The sequence below is a fragment of the Streptococcus suis genome (assembly GCF_902702775.1).
Classification (GTDB): domain Bacteria; phylum Bacillota; class Bacilli; order Lactobacillales; family Streptococcaceae; genus Streptococcus; species Streptococcus hashimotonensis.
The window spans coordinates 1,799,400-1,823,898 of record NZ_LR738724.1; the positions used below are offsets into that span (position 1 = coordinate 1,799,400).

The window sequence follows — 24,499 nt, forward strand, 5'->3', positions numbered from 1 at the left end:
AGACCTTTTTGTATGATTATTGATTACCAGCCACCGTGACCACCAGCACCTGGTCCTGTCGCAGTGATTTGAGTAATCTGCTCACCGTTAACTGTCACAGTACCTCCTGTCAATTCAGCAGTTCCATCGAAGTCAAAAGCAGATTGAGCTGTTACATCAATTGTCCCACCGGAGATATAAATGTCTCCATTAGCATCAAAGGCATCCGTATCTCCACTACCTACAGCCACTTTCAAGTCACCGCCAGTTACCTTGATAAAGATATCTGATGACGTTGTACTTGCCGCATTAATAGCATCATCTGAACCGTAAACATCTAATGTACCACCATTAATCGTGATGTTAGTACCTTCCAGTGCCTCAGCAGATTCTGATACTGTAATGGTACCTCCGTCAATTGTCAAAGCCGTCTCCGCTTTAATACCATCATCACCTGCTTTTACAGTAATTTCACCACCTGTGATAGTTGTATAACCTTTGGTAGTATCTGTATCATTTGTAGACTTGATACTATCACCACCTGCTGTTACATTGATTGTACCACCATTGATTGTCAATGAATCCTTACCACGGATACCATCATCCACTGCAGTGACGGTAATGTTTCCTGAATTCACGACAAGGTCATCTGTCGATACGATGCCGTCTTGGAAGTTGCCTTCAACGGTCAGGCTACCATTTCCTGTAATGGTCAAATCAGCTTCAACATGGATAGCCCCTTCAATATTGGTGTCTGTATGATTGCTGGTATCTTTCACTGTATTCGTCGTACCATCTTTGATTTCCAATTCAACATTGTCAGCATTAATAACATTGATTGCTGCTGTATCTAAACTTGAAATCTCAGCACCTGCTAGAATGATGCGAACATTGGCATCTGTTTCAACCGTTACACCAGCTGTTGTTGAACCAGTCAAAATATAGGTTCCACCCTCAGTAATTTTCAAGCCATCATTTGAAAGCGTCACTTCTGTCGTTGGAAGGGCTGACCAGTCAATAGTTGACGAGCTTGAATCTGATGAAGTGCTATTATTTGAAGTTGTCGCTACACTTGTCTGACTAGTTGCTGCTGAGTTTGAAGTAGTCGTTGAACTTGAAGTAGATGAACATGCTGCTAAGACACCAAGGCTCATAAGAGTAACACCAGAGTAGAGTAATTTTTTAAGATTTGTTTTCATAATGTAGATTCCTTTTCTTTCTTTAGGAAGTCGTATCCCTTCCTGATATGCTCCTAGTTTACCTTTCCTTCCCAAAAGAAAGATTAAAGATTGCCAAAAGAAAACTTAAAGTTCTTAGGAACTACAAAAGGCCGGGAAACCCAGCCTAGGAATAATCATTGATAAAATCTATAGCTCAACCCAATGCAAGCTTTTCAACTCAAGCAAGGGAGAAGTTTCAGGATTGGTATCTGATTCAGAAATCCGTTTTAAACCTGGAATCATCGCATTGTATTGATAAATGCGAAAAATACCATCTCCTTCAAATAAGTATGTTCCATCCTGTAAAGGACGAAGTAGGGCGTTCGGTCCAATTTCAAATCCAAGATTGCGGAAATTATCCACCAAACGTAGACTCTCATCGGCAAGCTGAGTATAGAGGTCAATTAAGACATATTCTCCCGACTTGTCCAAAGCTAGAAGCAGCTCCTCTGTACCATCATGGTTGACATCATACAAACTATAAAATATTCCACTGTATTCTTGCCCCTGGCTAGTTAATAAGCTCAGATAGCTACTGACCTCATCCTGATTGATTGCCTCAGCAGGCTGACCCATATTCGCTTGATAACGATCAATAACTGATTGGTATACTTCACTTAGCTCAGGAGTTGTCACTGAGGATGCTTGCGTCGCGGAGCTAGATGCTATTGTTGACGCTTGCTGCAAACTAGAACCATCTGAAACTTGGCTTGAAGCACTAGAACTAGAACTCTCACCACCTTTTACCTGATTAGACTGACAAGCAGCTAATAGTACAACCGTGGACACTAACATCAGTTTACTAATAAATGTTTTCATAACTTCCTCCTGTGCTCTATCTTTGGTCTTAGTATAACATCTTTTCGAGGGCTTGTAAACGCCACCATATATGGACAAAGCATCCGAGCAAAAAAAGCCGAATGTTCCCATCCGACTTTTGTTGTTAATCTTTCTGATCAAGAGCGCGCAACATTTGGTCAATTTTATTGCCGTACTCAATTGATTGGTCTTTTTCAAAGACCAAATCCGGAATTTTATAAAGAGTTAACTTACGACCAAGTTCTCTCTTAATGGTTCCCGTCGCTTTTTCAAGACCCGTTTGTGCTTTTTGATTATCGGATGCCAAATTACTCATGATTGTGTAGTAAACCTTGGCCATTGACAAATCGCCGACTATCTGAACATCTGTAATAGTCACTCCCTGCACACGTGGATCACGAACTTTCTTTTGCAAAATCTCATTGACTTCGCGCTTGATTTCCATCCCGACACGGTCTGTACGAAAATGATTCGCCATATTCTTTCCTTTCTTAGATGATAGAAAAGCTGAGTTTCCCCAGCTTGAATAATCCAAGTAGATTAAAAACTATTGCTTTAAAACCTACTAAAATCTATTAAATTGTCACTTCCTCGACAAAATCACTTGTCTATGATTTTGACAGTGAGAAAATATTATTTTTTGATTTCTTCCATGATGTAAGCTTCAATGGTATCATCAACTTTCAAGTCGTTGTAGTTCTCAATCATCAAACCACCCTCTTGGGCATTACCAACTTCTTTCACGTCATCTTTATAGCGTTTCAAACTAGCTAGTTTACCATCAAATACTACAACACCATCACGGATAACTCGAACACTTGAATCACGGGTAACTTTACCACGAACAACCATGAAACCACCGATCGTTCCAACTTTGGATACCTTGAAGGTTTCACGAATGATTGCCTCACCAATGATTTTTTCTTCATATTCTGGGTCAAGCATACCTTTCATGGCATCTTCCATCTCTTCGATAACCTTATAAATGATGCTGTGAAGACGTACTTCAACATCATCTGCTTCAGCTTGGCTACGTGCTTCAGCTGTTGGACGAACGTTGAAACCAATCACAAGAGCATTTGAAGCTTCCGCAAGAGTAATATCTGATTCGTTGATAGCTCCGACTGCAGAGTGGACGATATTGACACGTACTCCCTCTACTTCAATCTTTTGAAGCGATGATGCAAGTGCTTCAACTGAACCTTGTACGTCAGCCTTGATAATCACATTAACTGACTTAACCTCACCTGCTTTAAGGGTATCAAAGAGGTTTTCAAGACTAACTCGTTGCGTTGCTTGACGCTGTTTAAGAAGAGCACGTTTAGCACGTTCTTCACCTGCTGCACGAGCTGATTTCTCATCCTCGTAAACTGCAAAGTGATCGCCTGCCATAGGAGCTTCGTTCAAACCAGTAATAGATACCGGTGTAGATGGACCAGCAGTTTTAACACGACGACCAAGGTCATTTGTCATGGCACGAACACGTCCGAAGGTATTTCCGACAACGATTGGGTCTTGAACATTAAGTGTCCCTTGTTGAATGAGGAGGGTTGCAACCGCACCTTTCCCTTTATCCAAATGCGCTTCGATAACTGTACCAATCGCACGAACAGTTGGGTCTGCCTTCAGTTCTTGAATTTCAGCAACCAAAAGAACAGTTTCCAACAATTCATCAATGTTTTGGTTAAACTTAGCTGAGATTTCTACAAATTCAGATTCTCCACCCCAAGCGGTTGAGATAACACCGTGCTCAGCCAATTCACCGATGACACGCTCTGGGTTTGCACCTGGCTTGTCAATCTTGTTGATAGCTACAATGATTGGCACATTAGCTGCTTTTGAGTGGTTGATAGCCTCAATTGTTTGTGGCATGACACCATCATCTGCTGCAACGACTAGGATGGTCAAGTCGGTAACAGATGCACCACGCGCGCGCATAGAAGTAAAGGCCGCGTGTCCTGGAGTATCCAAGAAGGTAATTTTCTTACCAGCTTCCTCAATTTGGTAGGCACCGATATGCTGTGTGATACCACCAGCTTCTCCAGTAGCAACACGAGAATTACGTAGGGTATCCAACAAGGTTGTTTTACCATGGTCAACGTGTCCCATGATAGTCACAACAGGTGGGCGTTCTGTCATCTCTTCTTCATTGAGGTAGCCCTCTTCTACGAAGAAACGCTCAATATCTGCGTTATCGACCTCTACCTTTTCTTTCGCTTCAATACCATAATCAACCATGAGGAGTTCGATAGTATCTCCATCCAAAGATTGGTTTTGAGTCGCCATAACTCCCATAAGGAAGAGTTTTTTCACAATTTCAGCAGGTTCACGTTTGATCCGTTTTGCAATTTCTGCGACGGTCATGCCAGCAGTATATTCAAATTCAGTTGGCAATTCGTGGAACTTGCGTTCTGTGACAGGTTTGGCAGGTTGGTTAGCCTTGCCTTTTTTATTTTTCTTGTTGTTATTCCAGTTACTTGTTCTTTGATTTCTCACTTGATTTTGACTATTTCGATTTCTTTGTTGTTTCCGTGGACCATCTTCTTCGTCACTATTAAAGTCACGTTTTTTATCTGGTCGAGCTTGTTTCTTACGACGGGTATCTACAGTAGTTTCTGCAACTTGCTCTGGTACCGATGCAACAGGTGCAGGCTTCACAAATGGTTTGCTTTCCACAACCGGTTCTTCAAACTTAATTTCTTTTGGCTTCTTAGGTTGCTTTTTAGCTTCCTGAGCCTGACGAAAACGTTCTTCACTGGTACGAGCATACTCCGCATTTTGTTCTGCTTTCAAAGCAGCAGCACGCGCTTTGAAGTCAATTTTAGGTCCTGCTGGTTTTGCAGCCTCTCTTTGTTCAAAGCGAGCTGACTGACCTGAACGGTTGTCCTGACGACGGTTGTCACGATTATCGCGACGATCACCAAATCGGTTATCTTTCCGCTCTTCTAAACGCTGGTCACGACGATTGTCGCGTCGATCATTTCGCTCATTGTTTGAACGTCCCTGACCTTGTTGACGGTTGTCACGACGGTCCTGACCAGATTTAGCTTGACCACCTTTTCCTTGACCCTGAGCTCGCTTAGCAGCCTGCTCTTTGGCACGTGCTTCACGTTCTGCCTTAAAGTTTCGACTCTGTGGACGATGTGGAGCTGATTGTACTGCACTTGTCGCAACTTCTTCTTTTACTACTGGCTGTGTTTCCTTAGCTTTTTCTACCTTAGCTGTTTCCACTTTTGGAGTTTCATCAACCTTCTCAGGCTTGCTAACTTTTGCCGCAACTTTAGTTGCCTCTGATTTTTGTCCACCAAAGCTTTCTGCAAGGCGTTTAGCACTTGCTTCATCTACGCTTGAAGCATGGCTCTTGACTTCAAAGCCCAATTCTTGAGCCTTAGCAACAACTTCCTTACTGCTTACGCCTAATTCACGGGCTATTTCATTCAATCTCTTCTTAGACAATGCCTTGTCCTCCTGTTCTATTCCATAATAGACCTCATCTTCTTTGTAAATCCAGCGTCTGTCACTGCAAGAACTTTTCTAGCCTTGCCAACAGCTGCACTCAATTCCAGTGTTGAAAACACTGTTACAACTTCTACTTGATAGGTATGACTTTTATCTGTTACTTTTTTACTTAAATTTCCAGCAGCATCTTCGGCTAAAAACACCAACTTTGCCTGCCCTTTTTGAATAGCTTCAACAACCAGGTCCTCACCCGAAACCAGGCGACCAGCTCGCTGGGCCAAACCTAATAAATTTAAGATTTTCTGTCTCTTATTCGAGTCCAAGTTCTCTCCTCTTGATCTTATGATCAACATAGGCAATTAATTCATCGTAAAATTCTTCGGCCACTTCCATACTAAAGGAACGATCGAAGACACGACGTTTCTTAGCTTGGCTTGCCTCATCATTATCAAGCTTGATGTAAGCCCCACGACCGTTTGCCTTGCCTGTTGGATCGATAAATACTTGACCTTCTTTATTTTTTACAATACGGAGCAAATCCCGTTTGTCGATGATTTCACCGGACACCACAGACTTGCGCAAGGGTATTTTTCTAGCTTTTGCCATGGTTGCTCCTTTTGCCTTATTCTTGTTCTTCTTCGACTTCTTCTACAACTTCGTCTGTTGCATATTGAGTTGCTTCAAAAGCTTCATACTCCGATGCTGACTTGATGTCGATACGGAATCCTGTCAAATGCGCTGCCAAACGAACGTTTTGACCACGACGACCAATTGCCAATGACAACTTATCATCTGGTACAACGACTGTAGCATGTTTCCCATCTTCCGTGTCAAACAATACTTGGTCAACTTCAGCAGGTGCTAAGGCATTGTAGATAAATTCCGCTTCGTCAGCTACCCACTCGATAACGTCAATATTTTCCTCAGTAGGAATCATACGGTCATTCTTAGCATCATAACGAGCTGGATGGAATTTGCTAGTGATTTTCTTGATATTTGAACCACCACGACCAACGATCGTACCGATGGCATCCACGTTTGGATTATGGCTACGAACAGCCACTTTCGTACGGTCTCCAGCTTCACGGGCAACACTCATGATTTCAACTGTTCCATCGTATACTTCTGGAATTTCCTGTTCCATGAGACGTTTGATCATTTCTGGATGGCTACGGCTGACAAATACGTTAACCCCACGACCATTGTCTTCTACCTTGTAGACATAGACCTCGATGCGATCATGAGATTGGAAAACCTCACCAGGAATTTGATCCTGTTTTGACAACTGTGCTTCAATCGTACCAAGGTTGACATAGATAAAGCGATTATCAAAACGCTCTACCGTACCTGACATAATCTCATTTTCATGTTGCTTGTAGGTATTGAAGGTAATGGCACGCTTTTGTTTGCGCATCTTTTCCATGATGGTCTGTTTAGCTGATTGAGCAGCTACACGTCCAAATTCCGCTGGGTCTTCTTGGAATTTAATTTTGTCACCCATTTCATAAGCTGATGAAATAGCCAAGGCATCTTTTAGACTAATTTCTAGTCGGCTATCAAATACTTCATCTACTACTTCACGAACAGTAAATACATGGAAATCGCCTTTTTTCTCGTCAAATTCAATCACTGCTGATTCTGATTGACCATAACGGCGTTTATAAGCTGAACGAAGCGACTCTGTAACTGCATCAATGATATCCGCTTTGTTAATACCCATGTCTTCCTCTAAAATACGGAAGGCTTCTAGCATTTCTTTACTCATGTTGTTTTCCTTTTGCGCTCAAAAGGTCCTTTCTTAAAGTCTAATATCTTTTAAAATACTCATGAAAGAGCATTATAACTTAACAGCCAAACGGGCCTTAGCCACCGTCTGGTAAGGAATAGTCACTTCCTTCTTACGAGTTTTATCCATATATTCCATAATCAGGTCTGTTCCATCAAAGGAGAGCAACGTTCCTTCGAAAACCTTGATTTTATCAATTGCCTGATAGAGCTTGACATGGATGTACTTTCCAACCGCCTTCTCAACAGCATCTGCCGTTTTTAAAGGACGTTCCAAACCTGGACTTGTTACCTCCAGCATGTATTGGTCTGGAAATGGATCTGGTTTGATAGTGTCCAAAATCGGACTGATCTTTTCGGATAAATCTGCCGTATCTTGAAGAGAGATTCCACCCTCCTTATCGACAAAAATCGATAGGACATAGTCACCGCCCATTTTACCATATTCCACATCTACCAACTCGTAAGGAGTTTGAATAGCGGGGGTAATTGCTGCTGTGACCAATTCAATAATTGATGACATAAACACCTCCTACTTTTACAGTCGCTAGAAATACATTACTCAAATAGTTCGCACTATCCAGGACTCTCTATTTCCTTTGACAGTAAACTCCCTTGTACTATCATTCATTCTATATACAGAAATCCGTGTACAGGGAAAGGGTTGACTGACGCCAACCCCTTTTCTCATTATTCACTTCCATTATTCTATCATATCTATCCCTATTTGTAAAGGAAAACGATGGATTATAGTCATTTAGTTTATTCGACAAAGGAAAAAGGTCTCTGCTAGACCTCTCCTCATTTTCCACTAAAAGAATTATTGAAACTGTGCTTCCACACGATAGATGACTTGACCCTTGTTTGAGAATTTCTCCTCATACTCTGTCATAACGTTGCCTTCCAAACCATCAGCATGCAAATCTAGCCAAACTTGCTTCAAGACCATGCCATATTGAGAAAAACTAGCCAGGCTATACTCAAACAGACCACGATTATCTGTTTTGAAGTGGATTTCTCCTTTCTCAGGCAAGATTTCCTTGTAGGTATCCAAGAATGACTTGTAGGTCAAACGGCGTTTCTCATGACGTTTCTTAGGCCATGGATCTGAAAAATTCAGATAAAGCTGATCTATCTCTGCCGGTGCAAAATAGTTGGTCAAACTCGAACCATCCACCTGCAATAATTTTATATTTGGCAAGCCAGCTTCAAGCACACGATCCAAGGCATAGCTTAACACGGTCATCTGAATATCAATACCAATATAGTTAATATCTGGATTTTGCGCAGCCATACCAGTGACAAAGCGACCTTTACCAGAACCAACTTCTATGTGGATAGGATTATTGTTTCCAAAAATCTCTGCCCATTTCCCCTTACATTCCTCTGGATTGGAGATAACATACTGGGGATTGTTTGCTAGAAGCTCACTCGCTCCCTTACGATTTCTAACTCTCATACTTCCTTATAGAAACTCTGACGGAATTGCCGTAGAGCGTAAATTTCTTTATTTGCAGCCAAAACATTGTAGCTTTCTACATGCTTAGCAATTTGGTTTAGATAGCCAAGCTGGCCATACCAATAAACCTTATTTAACACTGTGCTGTTATATTTGTAGCCGTAAGCCCGGAGCCACTCTTCCCAGGACTGACGAGGAATATAATGCGTCAAAATATAGGCAACATCCAACATCCGATCCGTTACACAAGCGGTCTCCCAATCTGTCAAATACACCAAACCAGACGTCGTTTCTACCCAGTTACTATGATGCAAATCTCCGTGAACAAATGTTGCCACCTCTTGACGGAATCTTGGTAGATTATTCAATAAATCTTGACAGATAGATTGCAGATAAGAATTCTGTCCCAATCTAGTTGGCGCCTCTTTTTGCCAACGATAAACCAAATCCTGAGGTTCCATATAGGTGTAATTCATCTGCAAAGCCTGATTGAGCAAAATGCGAGAATAGTGCATTCTCACCAGTATTTGACGAATCTGTTTACTAGTCATATCTTGACGCTCCAAGGTACGACCATTCAACCACTCCTGCTCTACACGATGCCCCATTCCTACTTCACGATTTGCTGACAAAACGGGTGGTGTAATTTGCTCACGCGCAAGAGCAGACACTATCGGAGGCATCTCATACTTCACAAAGACTGGCGTTCCGTCTGACCGTAGGCCTTTAAACGCTTTGCCACTATTTCCTGCAATAGACTGTAATTGTAGCCCACTGGTATCAAACTGCATGCCTTTCCTCCTTTAAAAATTCCTTACTATTTTACTAATTTTCGTCTATTTAGTCAATCAATTTTTTTAATTTTAGAGGCAAATATATTTCATGCAAGAAAATCCCCACGAGAAGTAAGACGACTACCATCGTATTCTCTTTAGAAAATAGCAGAGCAAAGCCCAATTCTACCAGTAATAGACTGTATAAAATCACTCTAAGCAAATTCTGAAGACCGATTTTCTTGGAATCTTTCTCCAAAGGATACAGTTGTGTTACATATTGATAATCATAGTGCTTGTAAAGCCCCAACAACTGGAAGACAAGCAAATAATGAAAGACTAAAACTAGGCCGATGGATAACCACGATTCTTCGATGGCAAATAGAGACAAAATCGCCAACAACAGTAGACGTATCGTCAAGCCCAAGTAGTCTCCTGAACGCAAGAAAGCCCGTAAGTAGAGATAAAACCAAGTCTGTCTCGACTTGACAAGACGCAAGATTCCATTGAGATAGCTTCTCGGTCTAACTGTCGTGCTGATGCCTTTAACCGTCGTAAACAAGGCAAAGAAACGTAAAATAGACTGTTTCCTTTTTTGTTCATCTTGAATAGCCTTAGACCAGTCCAATACTCCCTGTGACTGATAAGCCACTAATTGGCGCTTGACAAGAAGACATTTTAAAACCAACAAAGTAAGAAGACCAGCTACAATCATCCACACCGGCAAACCCAGTTTCAAATAGATTGGTAACAAAACAAGCTGAACCACCACCTGTATAGAGGACCAAAACAAGACCGTGCGTCTGGCTGCAACCTCGAGTCCTTGCAGAATGTCTTTTTCCTTGGTCAATAAGAAGATTTGATCAGCTTCTTCTAAATAAGTCGCAATTCTTCCGGACAATAGCACCAGTAGACTGATTGCAATAACCACCAAAATAATCGGCAACGGATTCTCAGGTAATGACAATAATAATTGACGGTATTGCAAACTCAAAAAGCCTAATAAAACCATGAGAACCAAAACAAAATGGTCATTCAGAACATAGCGCAGATATTTGGAACAACGATTTAAAAAATCTAGTCGGCGTTGTTGAAACAATTCTTTCATCCAGCCACTCCTTCTTGCGTCAAGGCCAGATAAATTTCGTTCAAACTTGCACCATCCATACCAAATGCGCTTTGTAGCTCCTCCAAATTTCCAGTTGCACGGACCTGTCCCTGATGTAAAATCACAAAAGAGTCGCACATTTTCTCAGCTGAGTCAAGAACGTGAGTGGACATGAGAATGGAAGTCCCCTTAGATTTTTCTTCCTCCAAAAGAGCGATCAAGTCAGAGATAGCCACAGGGTCTAATCCCAGAAAAGGCTCATCAACAATCAGCAGACTCGGCTCCACCATAAAAGCACAAATAATCATGACCTTCTGCTTCATTCCCTTTGAAAAATTGACAGGAAACCAGTCCAATTTTTCATCCAAGCGAAACAGTTTTAACAAGTGCTCAACACGTCCCCAAGCTTGCTCCCAGGATAAATCATAGGCCATTGCTACCACTTCCAAGTGCTCTTTGAGGGTTAGTTCTTCATACAAACTTGGTGTTTCAGGGATAAACCCAATCTTCTTCCGATAATTTTCAGCCCCTTGTAGCAAAGTTAGGCCGTCAATTGCAATCTGTCCTTGATAAGGTGTCAAAAGACCGATAATTTCCTTAATAGTCGTTGATTTCCCTGCACCATTTAAACCAATTAGACCAACTAATTGACCATCCTCAACCGTAAAAGATACATCTTTCAAAACCGGGATATTGACATACCCTCCAGTTACATTTTTTACTTCTAACATACATTTCTTCCTACAATTTGATATAATTATTATAACAAAAATCCCAGAAAGAGGTTGCCATTATGTCGGATTGTATTTTTTGCAAAATTATCTCTGGAGAAATACCAGCTTCAAAAGTCTACGAAGATGACCAAGTATTAGCCTTTTTAGACATCACTCAGGTCACAAAAGGACACACATTGGTCGTCCCTAAAAAACACTACCGAAACGTACTTGACATGGATGAAGAAGCTGCAGCCACACTCTTTTCTGTTGTGCCAACCATCGCTTGTCAGTTAAAAGAAAAACTTGGAGCTAGTGGTCTAAACATCGTTAATAACAACGAGGAGGCCGCTGGACAAACCGTCTTTCATACACACATCCATCTCTTACCACGCTTTAACAATCAAGATGGATTGAACATTCAATTTAAAGCCAACGACCCTGACTTCCCAGCCCTGGCTCAACTAGCACAAGAGCTCTATCTAGGAGAATAATATGAAACTTCGTAATATCATTTTAGCCGTAAGCGCCGCTACCGCCAGCTTCCTTGCAGTCACGCATCGGGATAAAATTGCTAAAGAAGTACAGGAAACCAAACAACTTCTATCAGATATTCAATTGAGCAAGGACAATATTCAGGAACAACTTGCCATTATCCAAAGTTTTCAAGAACCCTTGCAGGAAATGGCTTCTGACTTACAATATAAGACTCGAGTCTATCAGCAAAGTATTGCAGGAAACTTGGAAGAAATCCAACAGATTCTCAAAAAATACCAGAATGAGAATAACACTCCCTAACATAGGGAATTTCCAAATATCATCATTTAGTTTTTCTTTTATTACTTGGACGTAAGAGGAAACTCTGTTTCCTTATTTCCAACTTCAAACACTCCACTGGATTGTTTGAACTCGCCTTGCCTAACTTCAGTTATGCCTGCGGCTTTTGATGTGAACATCGTTCACTTTATCCCCAGTCTCCAACTATCTCCCAGATAGTTGGAGCGAGTACTAAAAGTAAACTAAAAGCCTATAAAAATATAAAAAATTGAAGAAGTTTGCAAAAGATAGCAAGTCATTAAACTCTTAGAAACATTGATATTTCGGCGTTTCTGAGAGTTTTTTATTTTCAACATAAAGAAAAAAGATTGAAGAACATTGTCCAAAATGGACTTTTTCTTCAATCTGAGAGGTTGCAAACAACCTCTATTTTTATAGGCTTTTAGCACTCGCTTGTCAAAGTAATAAAAGAAGAACTAGATGACTACATTATTGTGACCCGTTTTCATCACCAAGTACTGGCTCTGTTGAAAAATCGGTTACCTGCTCTTCTGTTGTCACAGTCGTAGTAGCCGATGGACTCCCTATTTCCGGATCCAAGCTTTCTGCCCATGGACTTGCTTCTAACAGCAAGAGATTTGTATATACATCATAAACGTTGATTGGACTTGGTAATCCCATCTGTCCTTCGTAGACCTTCACGTTTGTGACTAAGTCGGTCTTTTCTTCTAAGCCGATAGATTTTTTCAAAATATTTTGCATTTCCAATAGATGTTCACTGGTTGGTAATTGATAATAGATTTCATCAACCATTTGATCCACACCGCGCAACTGATAGGAATTCAACTTAGAGACCGAGTCTTTATAACCCAAGAGGCTTGGAATTGTCGCAGGACTAATCTCAATGTTGGTTCGCATATTATTGGAAATGGCGGTCAAAATCTTCTTATACTGGGTCAAACCATCTAACTGGAGGAGTTTTTTTATAATAGCCGTGATAACTTCTCGTTGGCGTCTCTGACGTCCGATATCACCCTCAGGATCATCATAGCGCATCCGAGCATAAACCAGCGCCTGATCCCCATTTACCAACTGTTTCCCCGGCTGAACAATAGAGGTGTAGGCAGGCTCATGTTCCGAAATGGATATAGGGAAGCCAAGAGTATTGTTTACCTCAATACCTCCAACCGCATCAACAAGCTCAATCAGACCATCCATATTTATTTCGATATAGCGGTCAATGTTAATATCCATCATCTTTTCGATCGTGGCAATGGCCATCGGTGCCTGTCCGTAGCTATAAGAATGATTTAGTTTTTCAACCGTTCCTGAAGACTCCCCATTCGCTTCTGCAATCTCAACCATAATATCACGAGTCAAGCTCATCATATTGGTTTCCTTAGTCTTAGGATTAACAGTTACCAAAATCATCGAATCACTACGACCACCCTCCCAATCTCCCCCACGGGTTGCTTGGTCCATATCCACTCCCATCAGTAGGATGGTTAGGGGCTCTGTCGCATCAATAGGAGTGATTTCTTTTTCTCCATCTAGCTGCTTATAGGTTTTTGAAATAGTACCTGTAGAAAAATTTAACAAGCTGGCTCCATATATTAAGCCGGCACCTAGTGTTAAACCAACAATAGCCAAAGACATTAAGAATATTTTTTTTCCAATTGTCATACTTCACCAATTAACTTGCCCATATAATAAAGATCAAGCCATTCTCCTTCATCTGTTCTAGCCCCACGTACCTGGGTTCCTTCAATGTTGAATCCTAGTTTTTGGTATAAATGTACTGCCGCCTGATTGCGAACCTGAACCGTTAATTCCAAACGTTTCAATACATCCATTTCCTCTGCCCAATGCAATACTTCCTCCAGTAAAATCGTCCCTAGACCGTGACCCCAATAGGCTTTTTTTACTGCAATAAAAATATTTCCGATATGGCTAATGCGAAACTGCTTAGAGGACTTAACAGAAATTGCGCCGACGACTTCCGAACCAACCTTAGCCAGCAGGCACAATTCACGAGGATTTTCGATTCCTGCTTCGAAGATGGTCTCCATTTCATCAACACTAAATCGAAAACCAGTCTCATCCATGACCAGATAATCCGTTTCTCTAGCAACTTGATTCATAAAATCAATAAAAGCTGCTGCATCAGCTGGTTCAGCTTCACTAAAATACACTTCTTTTTCAGACATTTTGGAACTCCTTCGCTAAATCGCTACTTTGAGCCCCATGAGATTCGACTGTCAATCGTCGACCATCTCCCTCTTTCTCTATACGAATGAGCAAATAGTCATCAAACAGACTGACATCCAGTAATTCTCCCCACTCGATAACCGTTAGACCACCTCCATAGAGAAAATCATCCAAATCAATCGAGTCAGGATCATCTCCAATTCGATAAACATCTAAGTGATAGAGTGGCATGGTCCCCTCATACTCTCGAACAATCGTATAAGTAGGACTCTTAATCATCTGTTCAATTTTTAAACCCTTGGCCAAACCCTTGGTCAGAGTAGTTTTCCCAGCACCCAAATCCCCTGATAATACTAGAACTTGATTTGGCTTACAGGCTTTTCCAATTCTCTCACCAATGGCAATCAATTCATTTTCCTTCTGACTATACATGTCTTTAATTATACCATAGCCCCAGTAGTTTGTCATAGGTCTACTGGAAATTGTCGACAAGTCGACAGAAAAAATCGCAAGCCAGAGCCTGCGATTTTGTTTATTCTACGCTGAAAAGATATGGGTAGACTGGTTGATTTCCTTGATGGATTTCGACCTCGACATCTTCAAATTGTTCTTCTAGCTGTTCAGCAAGAGTTTGAGCCAATTCTTCATTACCATCTTCACCGATATAGATTGTCACGATTTCGCTATCTTCATCAAGCATTTTCTCAAATGTAGCGACAAGTGTTTCCATCATATCTGGATTAGAAACCACAATCTTGCCATCAACCATACCAAGGTTATCATTCTCATGGATTTCAAGACCGTCAATGGTTGTATCGCGGACCGCAGTTGTCACGCTACCGCTTTTCACCTCTGCAAGCGATGCCGTCATCGCTTCAAAGTTGCTTTCCAAATCACGACTTGGATCAAAAACAAGCAAGCTAGTGAACCCTTGTGGCAGGGTCTTGGTTTCCACAACCTTAACCGCAACTTCTGCAACCTCAGCAGCCGTCTGAGCCGCCATCAAGATGTTCTTATTGTTTGGCAACAAGATGACATTACGGGCATTGACCAATTCAATAGCATTGACAAAATCTTCTGTTGATGGGTTCATGGTCTGACCACCTGAAATCACATAGTCAACACCTTGTGATTTGAAGATTTCTGTCAAACCTTCCCCAGCAGCTACCGCAATAATAGCATACTCTTTTTGTTCAGCCGGTTTTTGGAAACTTTCTTCTTTCTCAACCTGAGCTTCATGTTGCTCACGCATATTATCCACTTTTACCTTGACCAAGCTACCATATTGAAGACCCGCTTGCATGACCAAACCTGGATCTTCTGTATGGACATGGACTTTAACGATTTCATCATCGTTGACCACAAGGAGGGAATCCCCAAGGTCGTTAAGGTAGTTACGGAATTCTTCATAATCAAAGTCCTTGACATAAGTAGGACCCTGGCGAAGAGCCACCATGATTTCGGTACAGTAACCAAAGGTAATATCTTCAGTCGCTACATGACCTGCAACTGACTTGTGGTGCTCAGCATTGATCATTTCAGACATAACAGCAGGTGTCGCCTCAAAATCTTCCGAAGCAATATACTCACCTGTCAAAGCTGACAAGAAGCCTTCATAAATGTAAACAAGACCTTGTCCACCTGAATCGACAACACCAACTTCCTTCAAGACTGGAAGCATCTCTGGCGTTTTCTTAAGAGCACGATTAGCACCGTCAAGAGTAGCACGCATGACCTCAACCGCATCATCAGTCTCTTCTGCTTTTTTCAAAGCAGCAGTGGCTGCCCCACGAGAAACAGTAAGAATTGTACCTTCAACTGGCTTCATAACGGCTTTATAAGCCACTTCTACACCATGTTGAAAAGCTTGCGCCAAATCCTTACCGTCCAATTCAACCTTGCCTTTAACAGATTGACCAAAACCGCGGAACAATTGCGACGTAATAACACCTGAGTTTCCACGAGCTCCCATCAACAAGCCCTTAGAAAGAATTTGTGCAACTTCTCCAACAGTAGAAGCAGACTTATCTGCTACTTCTTTAGCACCATTGGTAATAGTCATCCCCATGTTGGTACCAGTATCCCCATCTGGAACTGGGAAAACATTGAGTGAGTTCACATATTCGGCTTGTTTATTCAGACGAGTTGATGCTGCTTGCACCATTTCTTGAAATAAACTAGTTGTAATTTTAGACACAATTATTCTCCTACGACTTTGATATTTTGGATAAAGACATTGACGGCATCTACAGAGATACCTAGTTGATTTTCCAAGTTGAACTTAACACGTTCTTGGATATTGCGAGATACTTCACTGATTTTTACACCGTAGCTCATCACAGTATAAACATCGACTGCAATGCGACCATCTTCCAAGGTCTTGATCACAACACCTTTAGAATAATTTTCTTTTCTCAAAAGTGCTTGAAAATTATCCTTGATCGCAGACTTACTAGCCATCCCAACAACACCGAAAATCTCAGTCGTAGCACCGCCAACAACTGTGGCAATCACGTCATCAGTCAATTCGATTTGGCCGTCTTTAGTATTGATTTTAACAGTCATAATTCGTTACCTCAAATAGTTTTATCACTCCATTTTACCATATTTTCTGCTTTCTGTAAAAAACAAGCTTGTTACATCGGATTTTACAAAAAAAGAGCTCCCAAAGGAACCCTTTTCACAATTAACCTAAACGCTGCTTAGCATCTGCTGCACGTTGGAAAGCTTGTCCGACATAGTTGATACAGAGCATCATCACAAGGATGAAGATGGCTGCTGGCAACCAAATCCATGTCTTGTTTTCCAAAATATCTGCATTGCGGGCATTGGCAATCAAGGTACCCAAACTTGGTACTGTCGATGGTAGACCGAAACCAAGATAAGTCAACGAAGTCTCGATACCAATATTTCCCGCAAAGTTCAAGGTCAAGTTAACGATAATCAATGAACTTAAGTTTGGTAAAATTTCACGGAACATAATCATGAAGTCGCTTGTTCCCAATGTTTTTGATGCATTGACATAATCCAAGCTTGCCTCTGACAATGTCCTTGTACGGAATAGACGAGCCTTGGCTGTCCAGTAAAAGGCACTCATGATGAGAATGAAGTGATAGATCGTATAGTTCTTGATAACTGTCACGAACACAATGATCAACATAGTCACCGGCAAAATCATGATGAAATCGACAATACGCATCAAGAATCCGTCCAAGCGACCACCGTAATAACCAGAAATCAGACCGATAGAGATACCAACGATACTAGTAATAATCGTAATGGTAAAACCGATAATGATTGAGTTACGAGCACCGATAATCAGCTGACCAAAGATATCTTTACCACCTTCATCTGTCCCCAAGATATAGCCGTTAACACCTGGTTCCAAGTAACGTCCCAAAAGGTTGACTTTCATAACTTGTTCTTGATCCAACAGAAGCGCTCCGATAAAGACTGCCAAGAGAACCGTCACTAAGATAATTAATGAGGTCAATGCAAGTCGATCCTTCATAAACTCCCGCGCGATGACACGGAAGCCACCTGGAGGAGTTGAAGCAGATTGTGCTTGTTTTTTATTTTCTTTACTCACCTTACTCCTCCTTCTATTTCACACGGATACGTGGATCCACGATACTCATGATAATATCTGAAATCAATGTCCCCAACAAGGTACCCATACCAAATATCAACAACAAAGCCAAGATGACACTATAGTCACGACTAGAAATAGAGTTGAAGAATAACTGACCGATACCTGGATAAGTGAAAATATTTTCAATGAAGATAGAACCACCAATCAACCCTGTCAATTCATAGCCCAAGAAAGATGCAATTGGCAAGATAGAATTACGGAAGATATGACGGTTATAAACAACTCTCTCAGGAACACCTTTGGCACGAGCTGTACGAACATAGTCCTGGCTCTTCGCATCGATAATCCCCGTACGAAGATATTGAATAGTGACTGTTGTTGACAAAATTGCCATTGTAATCGCTGGCAGAATCATGTGGTGTAAGCGACTGAGAATGGCTGCAAATCCTGCTACACCACCGTCAATCGACCCACGCGTTGGGAACCAACCCAAACTAAAGCCAAACATCCAAAGCATAAGGATGGCAAAAACGAAAGTTGGAGTTGAAAATGTCAAGAAGTTATACACGCCAATGATTTTATCTGCAAGCGAGTTTTGGTAACGACCTGCAATCATCCCCAATGGAAGGGCAATCAAATAAGTCAACACCATCGTCAATAAAGACAACCAAATAGTGTTGTTTAAACGTTGCATGATAACATCAACAACAGGTTGCTTGAAGAGGATACTTTGACCAAAATCCCCCTGCAAAAGATTACCAATCCAACGGAAATACTGAACAGGGATTGGGTCATAGTAACCTGCCGCAATCCGTTTTTGTTCGATGATTGCTGGATCGATATTTGGGTCAATCAATCCTGTAAAGGGATCCCCCGGCATCATCTTCGCAACAAAGAAAGCAATGATGCTCAAGATAATAATCTGCGGAATCATCATGAGTAAACGACGTAATACTGTTTTCCACATCTTAGTTCTGACCTCCTTCTGGAAGGGCTACTTGATGAGTTTCTGAGAAGGATCTCAAATCGTACACACGACCGTTTTCATCATAGTATTGACCTTGCATTTCTTGATACTCTTTTTCAGCAGCCAAACGTTTTTCTTTATTCTTCAAACGGTTGACTGGGTCAATCGTTGGAATCGCAGACAACAAACGTTTAGTGTAAATATGTTGTGGATTATTATAAATATCGTTCTTATTTCCTGTCTCTACGAAACGTCCGCGATACATGATGAACAATTCATCACACATGTGTTGTACAACACCGAGGTCATGGGAAATAAAGAGATAGCTAAGCTTGAACTCATCTTGGATACGTTTCATATAGTTCAAGACCTGTGCCTGAACAGACAAATCCAAGGCAGAAACCGGCTCATCAGCAATAATCAAACGAGGGTTACTAGCCAAGGCACGAGCAACACCGATACGTTGGCGCTGACCACCTGAGAATTCATGAGGATATTTAATCAGGGCTTCTTCATTTAGACCGATTGTATCCAAGAGATGAAGAACCTTTTTCTTTTCTTCATCTGGAGATAAGCGGTCAAAGTTACGGATTGGTTCCGCAATGATGTCCAAAATACGTTTTTTCGGGTTAAAACTTGAAAGAGAATCTTGGAAAATCATTTGAACATCACGATTAAAGTTTCCTTTTTTACCACGTGATTTGTTGGTTACATTTTGTCCCTCATAGATAATCTGACCAGAAGTGGCACGCTCTAAACCGATAATTGCCTTACCAATGGTCGATTTCCCAGAACCTGACTCACCTACCAAACCATAGGTTTTTCCTTCTTCAAACTCAATATTAACGCCATCGACAGCATAGACATGATCCGTCACACGGTTAAAGAAGCCACTACGAATTGGATAATGGACTTTTAAATCTTTTACTTCAATAAATCCCACTATTAGGCCTCCCCTTCAAAATAGAATGTCTCATGGCAGGTACAACGAACAAAGTGATTTGGACCTACCTCGTGCATGCTCGGATTCTCTTCATGAGCCTCTGCTCCAATCCACGGAATACGTGGAGCAAAACGGCAACCCTTACGAACCATTTTTGTAATCGGTGGCACAATACCTTCAATAACATGAAGATCGCCTCCTTCGCTACCTGATTGAGGATTTGACTTCAAGAGCGAACGTGTATATGGATGTTTTGGATTGGTAAAGAGTTCTTCTACTGGCGCTACTTCGACAAACTGACCACCGTACATGACAGCCACACGATCAGCAGTTTCTGCAACTACTCCCAAGTCATGGGTAATCAAAATAATACCCGAACCTGTCTCCGCTTGAATATCATTTAAGAGATCCAAGATTTGTGCTTGAATTGTAACATCCAAGGCTGTTGTCGGTTCGTCCGCAATAATAATTGGCGGTTTACAAGACAAGGCCATCGCAATAATGATACGCTGACGCATACCACCTGAAAGCTCATGTGGATACTGTTTAAATGTCCGCTTAGGATTTGGAATACCTACCTGAGCCAAGAGTTCCAAAACTCGCTCTGTACGAGCATTGGCATCCAAATCAGTGTGATAGAACAGCGCCTCATCAATCTGTGCACCAATCGTCATCAATGGATTCAGAGAAGCCAAGGGATCTTGGAAAATCATACCAATATCATTACCACGTACCGTATTGTACTTGGCTTCATCCATACCAATCAATTCCATATCGTTGTACTGGATGCTTCCTGTGATTTTGGTATTCAAAGGGTTATGCAAGCCCATAATGGTCGTTGCCAAAGTTGATTTACCACAACCAGATTCCCCTACAATTGCCAAAATTTCATTTTTTTGCAATGAGATGTCAACACCGTCAACAGCGTCAAAATAATCATCTCCAATACGGAAACCGACGTGTAAATCTTTAATGTCTAAAAGCGGTTTTTCGGTAGCCACGCTTTTTCCTCCTTTATGTGCCAGCTAATCAAGCTCAATCAATTCAATATCCTTACGATTATCAAGTTCATATAATGTTTGATTAACTGACTTTATATAACTACTCTAGAATAACATATTTCTATCAATTATCGTTTGATAGCGGTTATCCAGAAGTAAAAAATGTACGTATATCCAATCATAAATCAAGACCATCCCTATTACTGTCTCAATTAGGAATTGAGTAGGTTAATGTGATCCATCTTGAGTTTTTGTTAGTAGGGACTCATTTTTGTGTACTGAGTCTACTATACCACAATTATCTGAAAATTCCAATAGCAATCTGAAAAAAGCCAACCAAGTTGGCTTTTTCAAATTCTATTGTCTTCTTGCAGACTATTCTGCTACACCTTTATCAGCTGTAAGTTCGATATTTTCAAGAGCGATACCTTTACCTGAAGCTGAACCATAGTTTGAATCATAGTTTTTCACGCGTTTGTTAAGCGCAGTAATTGACTCAGACTCAAATGTTGGAATGGCAAATGCTTGCTCGTGAGCATATTTTTGCCATGCCTTGTAGTTTTCAACATTTTTCTTATCGTCAAATGATTCTGTTGAGCTGATTGCATTCAACAATTTAGTGTTTTCATCAGACACGAAACGTGACATGTTGAAGGCAGCGATAGGACCCCAAGTACCTGTTGGGTTTGGATCATAACCTGTTGACCAACCACCGGCGTACATATCGATAGCAGGGTCATTTGCTTGAACAGCTTCGTAGAATGTATTGATTTCAACTGTACGGCCTGTGTAAAGTTCAACGTTCAAGCCGACTTCTTTCCACCAAGCAATGTACTGTTGTACAAGCGCTTCGTTAGCTTCAGTACGTTTACGAGCAGCAAAGGTAATCTTGAATTCCTTACCGTCTTTGCCTTCACGGATACCATCGCCATCTACGTCTTTGTAGCCAGCTTCATCCAAGAGTTTTTTCGCTTTTTCAGGATCGTATGAATAACCTTCCAACTCTGAATCATGAATATCGCCGAAGAATGAGATAATCAATGATTTTGCAGGGTGGTAAAGACCATTGTACAATGACTCACCAGCTGTCTTGGTATCAATCGCATAGGCAATCGCTTGACGAAGTTTTACATCATTCATCTTAGCATTTTCATCCATGACGTTCTTCTCAGCAGACTCGTCATATTTACCAAGGTTGAATGAGATATATTCATAAGCTGAATCCAATGAACCAACGATATTCAAGTTAGATGCATCTTTATAAGAATCCAACTGATCAACTGGCATATCTGCGATGTCATAGTTACCAGCTTTCATCTCAGAAACGATTGTATCTGGAGACACGATGTCAATCTTCAATGAACTTGTTTTTGGTGTTGTACCTTTGAAGAAGTATTCATTTGGTACGTAAGTGATAGACTCACCGTTTACGATTTCCTTGATTTTCCAAGGTCCCATACCAACAAGTTTAGCTGTACGTGAGTACTCGCTCTTTTCCCAGTCTGCAACAGGTATATCTTTATAGATATGTTCTGGTTGGATATAGGCTGGGACATCACCACCCGCATACATCATAGAAGGTGACATTTCTTTTACAGTCAATTCCACTGTGTAGTCATCGATTTTCTTGATACCTGAGATGTCTGATGCTTTACCGTCAACAAATTCTTGCATACCTTCAATGTTCAAGAATTTATCATCAAAACGAACACCTGTATAATCTTTGCTTGCCATTGACTTGATAGTAAAGATGTAGTCGTTGATTGTGAATGGTTGACCATCTGACCACTTGTAGTCCTTACCTGTCAAGCTAACTGTGATTTTCTTACCTGCTACATCAAATTCAGCTTTAGCAAGACCTGAATCATCTAACTTACGATTTCCATCGAAACCGAACAGTGAGATATCAACAAAACCACCAAATGTTGAGTCAGTTGTATTTTCAGTCAACTCGTCAATCAAGAGACCTGATGAAGTTGTTGGTGATACCCATGCATATTTCAACTGAGCGTCAGACACTGCTGTTCCGTCTTGTTTTACCTCAGCTGGGAATGACAATTCCTGTTTTGCTGCACCTGATTGTTTTGAACCACATGCTGCAAGAACAGATGCTGAAAGGAGAGTCACACCTGCAAGTGCAAAAAGTTTCGTTGTCTTTTTCATAAAACACCTCTGTTTTCTTTTTGTTTGACACTTATTACTATGTCTTATAAAAATCATTATATCATAAAATTTTCTTAAATAAAGTCTTTTTGTCAGAAAATTTTGTAAAAACATAATTTTTCAGCATTTTCTCATTTTTTACATATTTTTTCCAAATTTTTCTCACATTTCTTGTGATATAATAGAATAAAGTAACAGCCAAAGGAATGATTATGCGTAAATTTTTACTAACACTCACTACAGTTATTGCTCTTTTTTTCACTTCCACACCTATTTTGGCAGAAGATTTTTCTGTTGCAGCTAAGCATGCTATCGCAGTTGAGGTAAGTAGCGGCAAAATCTTGTATGAGCAAGATGCCGAAACCAAAGCAAGCATCGCTTCTATCAGTAAGACATTGAGCATTTACCTGATCTACGAAGCACTGGCAAAGGGTGAGATCACTTTAGATACTATGGTAGATATTTCTGATTATCCCTATAGCCTCACTTCTAATACAGAATTAAGCAACGTCAACCTTGATGCACGTTCCTATTCAGTAAGAGACCTATTAAACGCTTCTTTAATAACATCATCCAATAGTGCTATTATTGCTCTGGCAGAAAAAATAGCCGGTAGCGAAGCTGCATTCGTGGATCGAATGAAAGCAAAAGTCCAAGAATGGGGAATTACCGACGCAAAGATTGTCAATGTGTCCGGACTAGACAATACCGACTTGGGTGAAAATATTTATCCAGGTTCCAGTCCTGAAGATGTAAATATGTTTTCAGCCCTAGATGTTGCTATCATTGCAAGACGATTAATACTCGACTATCCTCAGGTACTCGACATTACCTCACTAAACGCCTACGATTTTGGTGGCTACACTTACTATAGCACCAACCAAATGCTAAGCGATGGTACTCACGCTCGTGGAGGGGTTGACGGCTTAAAAACAGGGACCTCAAACTCAGCAGGTTCAAGTTTTCTTGCAACAACTCAACAAGCTGGTATGCGCATTATCACAGTAGTATTGAATGCCACTGATGGGCTGACCTCTCCAGAAAATCGATTTGTCGCGACAAATGATTTGATGAACTATGTTTATTCTAACTTTTCGCTTGTTACGCTAGTAAAAAAAGGGGAAGCTTTTGAAGGTAGTAAGATAAAGGTTTTCAATGGTGAAAAAGAAACAAGTCCTGTTGTTGCAGCAGCAGATTTAACTGTTGTTCAACGAAATCAAACTGATAATGTCCCCACCGCAACTTTCACAACGGATATAAAAGAAATTGATGCTCCCCTCAAAGCAGGGACCTTGGTTGGCAAACTGCAACTGAAAGATCAAGATCTCATTGGAAAAGGTTATATTTCCGAGCAAGCTAGTGTCGATATGATTATCCCTAGCGATATGAAAGAAGCATCCTGGCCTTTCTCTTGGTGGAATCAATTTGTCCGCTATGTCAATGAAAAATTATAAAAAATAGTATGTCGAACGATTTTCGACATACTATTTTTTTATCGCAGAGTGACATCCGCTACTCCTCTTCTCCTACTTC

General features: G+C 40.9%; 25 protein-coding genes. 3 read left to right on the forward strand and 22 right to left on the reverse strand.

Features of this window, described 5'->3' with window-relative positions:
* Positions 1-23: 23 nt before the first annotated feature.
* From GPW69_RS08780 to GPW69_RS08835, 12 genes are all read right to left on the reverse strand, one after another.
* On the reverse strand, positions 24-1,178 hold the full coding sequence (locus tag GPW69_RS08780; RefSeq protein WP_074391675.1) for a carbohydrate-binding domain-containing protein: 1,155 nt from the start codon (positions 1,176-1,178) through the stop codon (positions 24-26).
* Positions 1,179-1,346: 168 nt separating this feature from the next.
* Entirely contained in the window at positions 1,347-2,018 is a 672-nt protein-coding gene (locus GPW69_RS08785) for a colicin lysis protein (RefSeq protein ID WP_074391674.1), read from the reverse strand.
* A 124-nt stretch (positions 2,019-2,142) separates the two neighbouring features.
* Positions 2,143-2,496, reverse strand: coding sequence for a 30S ribosome-binding factor RbfA (rbfA, locus tag GPW69_RS08790; RefSeq protein WP_074391673.1), 354 nt, complete (start codon positions 2,494-2,496; stop codon positions 2,143-2,145).
* 155 nt (positions 2,497-2,651) lie between these two features.
* Positions 2,652-5,474 (reverse strand): translation initiation factor IF-2, encoded by a 2,823-nt coding sequence (gene infB / locus GPW69_RS08795; RefSeq protein ID WP_074391672.1) that lies wholly within the window; start codon positions 5,472-5,474, stop codon positions 2,652-2,654.
* Between the two features lie 17 nt (positions 5,475-5,491).
* Positions 5,492-5,800: a YlxQ-related RNA-binding protein gene (locus tag GPW69_RS08800; RefSeq protein WP_002942377.1), complete on the reverse strand. Its 309-nt coding sequence runs from the start codon at positions 5,798-5,800 to the stop codon at positions 5,492-5,494.
* Positions 5,787-6,083 (reverse strand): RNase P modulator RnpM, encoded by a 297-nt coding sequence (rnpM, locus tag GPW69_RS08805; RefSeq protein WP_002942375.1) that lies wholly within the window; start codon positions 6,081-6,083, stop codon positions 5,787-5,789. Before rnpM ends, GPW69_RS08800 begins: the two co-directional genes overlap by 14 nt.
* Positions 6,084-6,099: 16 nt before the next feature.
* Complete coding sequence (nusA, locus tag GPW69_RS08810; protein ID WP_014638606.1) at positions 6,100-7,242, reverse strand: transcription termination factor NusA; 1,143 nt, start codon at positions 7,240-7,242, stop codon at positions 6,100-6,102.
* A gap of 72 nt (positions 7,243-7,314) precedes the next feature.
* Entirely contained in the window at positions 7,315-7,785 is a 471-nt protein-coding gene (rimP, locus tag GPW69_RS08815; RefSeq protein WP_002942369.1) for a ribosome maturation factor RimP, read from the reverse strand.
* Between the two features lie 297 nt (positions 7,786-8,082).
* Positions 8,083-8,721, reverse strand: a complete 639-nt coding sequence (gene trmB / locus GPW69_RS08820; RefSeq protein ID WP_002939002.1) for a tRNA (guanosine(46)-N7)-methyltransferase TrmB — start codon at positions 8,719-8,721, stop codon at positions 8,083-8,085.
* Positions 8,718-9,512 (reverse strand): cell cycle regulator CcrZ, encoded by a 795-nt coding sequence (ccrZ, locus tag GPW69_RS08825; protein ID WP_002942360.1) that lies wholly within the window; start codon positions 9,510-9,512, stop codon positions 8,718-8,720. Before ccrZ ends, trmB begins: the two co-directional genes overlap by 4 nt.
* A gap of 49 nt (positions 9,513-9,561) precedes the next feature.
* Entirely contained in the window at positions 9,562-10,602 is a 1,041-nt protein-coding gene (locus GPW69_RS08830) for an ABC transporter permease (protein WP_074391671.1), read from the reverse strand.
* Entirely contained in the window at positions 10,599-11,333 is a 735-nt protein-coding gene (locus tag GPW69_RS08835; protein ID WP_002942356.1) for an ABC transporter ATP-binding protein, read from the reverse strand. The genes GPW69_RS08830 and GPW69_RS08835 overlap by 4 nt, the downstream gene beginning before the upstream one ends.
* 62 nt (positions 11,334-11,395) lie before the next feature.
* Between GPW69_RS08835 and GPW69_RS08840 the strand changes: the two genes are divergently transcribed.
* Positions 11,396-11,809: an HIT family protein gene (locus tag GPW69_RS08840; RefSeq protein WP_014638608.1), complete on the forward strand. Its 414-nt coding sequence runs from the start codon at positions 11,396-11,398 to the stop codon at positions 11,807-11,809.
* A gap of 1 nt (position 11,810) precedes the next feature.
* A complete protein-coding gene (locus tag GPW69_RS08845; RefSeq protein WP_024383569.1) occupies positions 11,811-12,113 on the forward strand; it encodes a hypothetical protein in 303 nt (100 codons plus the stop codon).
* A 468-nt stretch (positions 12,114-12,581) separates the two neighbouring features.
* Here the strand turns inward: GPW69_RS08845 and GPW69_RS08850 are convergent, their stop codons facing one another.
* From GPW69_RS08850 to GPW69_RS08895, 10 genes are all read right to left on the reverse strand, one after another.
* A complete protein-coding gene (locus tag GPW69_RS08850) occupies positions 12,582-13,775 on the reverse strand; it encodes an LCP family protein (protein WP_024379502.1) in 1,194 nt (397 codons plus the stop codon).
* The gene (locus GPW69_RS08855) at positions 13,772-14,299 is read right to left on the reverse strand and encodes a GNAT family N-acetyltransferase (RefSeq protein WP_024406553.1); all 528 of its coding nucleotides are present in this window, start codon (positions 14,297-14,299) and stop codon (positions 13,772-13,774) included. The genes GPW69_RS08850 and GPW69_RS08855 overlap by 4 nt, the downstream gene beginning before the upstream one ends.
* Positions 14,292-14,732: a tRNA (adenosine(37)-N6)-threonylcarbamoyltransferase complex ATPase subunit type 1 TsaE gene (tsaE, locus tag GPW69_RS08860; protein WP_074391936.1), complete on the reverse strand. Its 441-nt coding sequence runs from the start codon at positions 14,730-14,732 to the stop codon at positions 14,292-14,294. The genes GPW69_RS08855 and tsaE overlap by 8 nt, the downstream gene beginning before the upstream one ends.
* Before the next feature lie 100 nt (positions 14,733-14,832).
* On the reverse strand, positions 14,833-16,497 hold the full coding sequence (locus tag GPW69_RS08865; protein WP_074391670.1) for a DAK2 domain-containing protein: 1,665 nt from the start codon (positions 16,495-16,497) through the stop codon (positions 14,833-14,835).
* Between the two features lie 2 nt (positions 16,498-16,499).
* Positions 16,500-16,865, reverse strand: a complete 366-nt coding sequence (locus GPW69_RS08870; protein WP_002939192.1) for an Asp23/Gls24 family envelope stress response protein — start codon at positions 16,863-16,865, stop codon at positions 16,500-16,502.
* Positions 16,866-16,986: 121 nt separating this feature from the next.
* Positions 16,987-17,889 (reverse strand): ABC transporter permease, encoded by a 903-nt coding sequence (locus GPW69_RS08875; protein ID WP_029171026.1) that lies wholly within the window; start codon positions 17,887-17,889, stop codon positions 16,987-16,989.
* A gap of 13 nt (positions 17,890-17,902) precedes the next feature.
* Complete coding sequence (gene opp4B, locus GPW69_RS08880; protein ID WP_074391669.1) at positions 17,903-18,859, reverse strand: oligopeptide ABC transporter permease; 957 nt, start codon at positions 18,857-18,859, stop codon at positions 17,903-17,905.
* 1 nt (position 18,860) lies between these two features.
* On the reverse strand, positions 18,861-19,802 hold the full coding sequence (locus tag GPW69_RS08885; protein ID WP_029694475.1) for an ATP-binding cassette domain-containing protein: 942 nt from the start codon (positions 19,800-19,802) through the stop codon (positions 18,861-18,863).
* Positions 19,803-19,804: 2 nt separating this feature from the next.
* On the reverse strand, positions 19,805-20,803 hold the full coding sequence (locus GPW69_RS08890; RefSeq protein WP_002942324.1) for an ABC transporter ATP-binding protein: 999 nt from the start codon (positions 20,801-20,803) through the stop codon (positions 19,805-19,807).
* A gap of 375 nt (positions 20,804-21,178) precedes the next feature.
* Positions 21,179-22,966 carry an oligopeptide ABC transporter substrate-binding protein gene (locus tag GPW69_RS08895; protein ID WP_074391668.1) on the reverse strand — a complete coding sequence of 596 codons (1,788 nt, stop codon included), beginning with the start codon at positions 22,964-22,966 and terminating at the stop codon, positions 21,179-21,181.
* A 212-nt stretch (positions 22,967-23,178) separates the two neighbouring features.
* Between GPW69_RS08895 and pbp3 the strand changes: the two genes are divergently transcribed.
* The gene (gene pbp3 / locus GPW69_RS08900) at positions 23,179-24,420 is read left to right on the forward strand and encodes a D-alanyl-D-alanine carboxypeptidase PBP3 (RefSeq protein WP_074391667.1); all 1,242 of its coding nucleotides are present in this window, start codon (positions 23,179-23,181) and stop codon (positions 24,418-24,420) included.
* The last annotated feature ends 79 nt before the right edge of the window (positions 24,421-24,499 follow it).

Coding starts and splice junctions, on each gene's coding strand:
- GPW69_RS08780 (WP_074391675.1), bottom strand. CDS start 1,178: ATGAAAACAAATCTTAAAAAATTACTCTACTCTGGTGTTACTCTTATG.
- GPW69_RS08785 (WP_074391674.1), bottom strand. CDS start 2,018: ATGAAAACATTTATTAGTAAACTGATGTTAGTGTCCACGGTTGTACTA.
- rbfA (WP_074391673.1), bottom strand. CDS start 2,496: ATGGCGAATCATTTTCGTACAGACCGTGTCGGGATGGAAATCAAGCGC.
- rnpM (WP_002942375.1), bottom strand. CDS start 6,083: ATGGCAAAAGCTAGAAAAATACCCTTGCGCAAGTCTGTGGTGTCCGGT.
- nusA (WP_014638606.1), bottom strand. CDS start 7,242: ATGAGTAAAGAAATGCTAGAAGCCTTCCGTATTTTAGAGGAAGACATG.
- rimP (WP_002942369.1), bottom strand. CDS start 7,785: ATGTCATCAATTATTGAATTGGTCACAGCAGCAATTACCCCCGCTATT.
- trmB (WP_002939002.1), bottom strand. CDS start 8,721: ATGAGAGTTAGAAATCGTAAGGGAGCGAGTGAGCTTCTAGCAAACAAT.
- ccrZ (WP_002942360.1), bottom strand. CDS start 9,512: ATGCAGTTTGATACCAGTGGGCTACAATTACAGTCTATTGCAGGAAAT.
- GPW69_RS08830 (WP_074391671.1), bottom strand. CDS start 10,602: ATGAAAGAATTGTTTCAACAACGCCGACTAGATTTTTTAAATCGTTGT.
- GPW69_RS08835 (WP_002942356.1), bottom strand. CDS start 11,333: ATGTTAGAAGTAAAAAATGTAACTGGAGGGTATGTCAATATCCCGGTT.
- GPW69_RS08840 (WP_014638608.1), top strand. CDS start 11,396: ATGTCGGATTGTATTTTTTGCAAAATTATCTCTGGAGAAATACCAGCT.
- GPW69_RS08845 (WP_024383569.1), top strand. CDS start 11,811: ATGAAACTTCGTAATATCATTTTAGCCGTAAGCGCCGCTACCGCCAGC.
- GPW69_RS08850 (WP_024379502.1), bottom strand. CDS start 13,775: ATGACAATTGGAAAAAAAATATTCTTAATGTCTTTGGCTATTGTTGGT.
- GPW69_RS08855 (WP_024406553.1), bottom strand. CDS start 14,299: ATGTCTGAAAAAGAAGTGTATTTTAGTGAAGCTGAACCAGCTGATGCA.
- tsaE (WP_074391936.1), bottom strand. CDS start 14,732: ATGTATAGTCAGAAGGAAAATGAATTGATTGCCATTGGTGAGAGAATT.
- GPW69_RS08870 (WP_002939192.1), bottom strand. CDS start 16,865: ATGACTGTTAAAATCAATACTAAAGACGGCCAAATCGAATTGACTGAT.
- opp4B (WP_074391669.1), bottom strand. CDS start 18,859: ATGTGGAAAACAGTATTACGTCGTTTACTCATGATGATTCCGCAGATT.
- GPW69_RS08895 (WP_074391668.1), bottom strand. CDS start 22,966: ATGAAAAAGACAACGAAACTTTTTGCACTTGCAGGTGTGACTCTCCTT.
- pbp3 (WP_074391667.1), top strand. CDS start 23,179: ATGCGTAAATTTTTACTAACACTCACTACAGTTATTGCTCTTTTTTTC.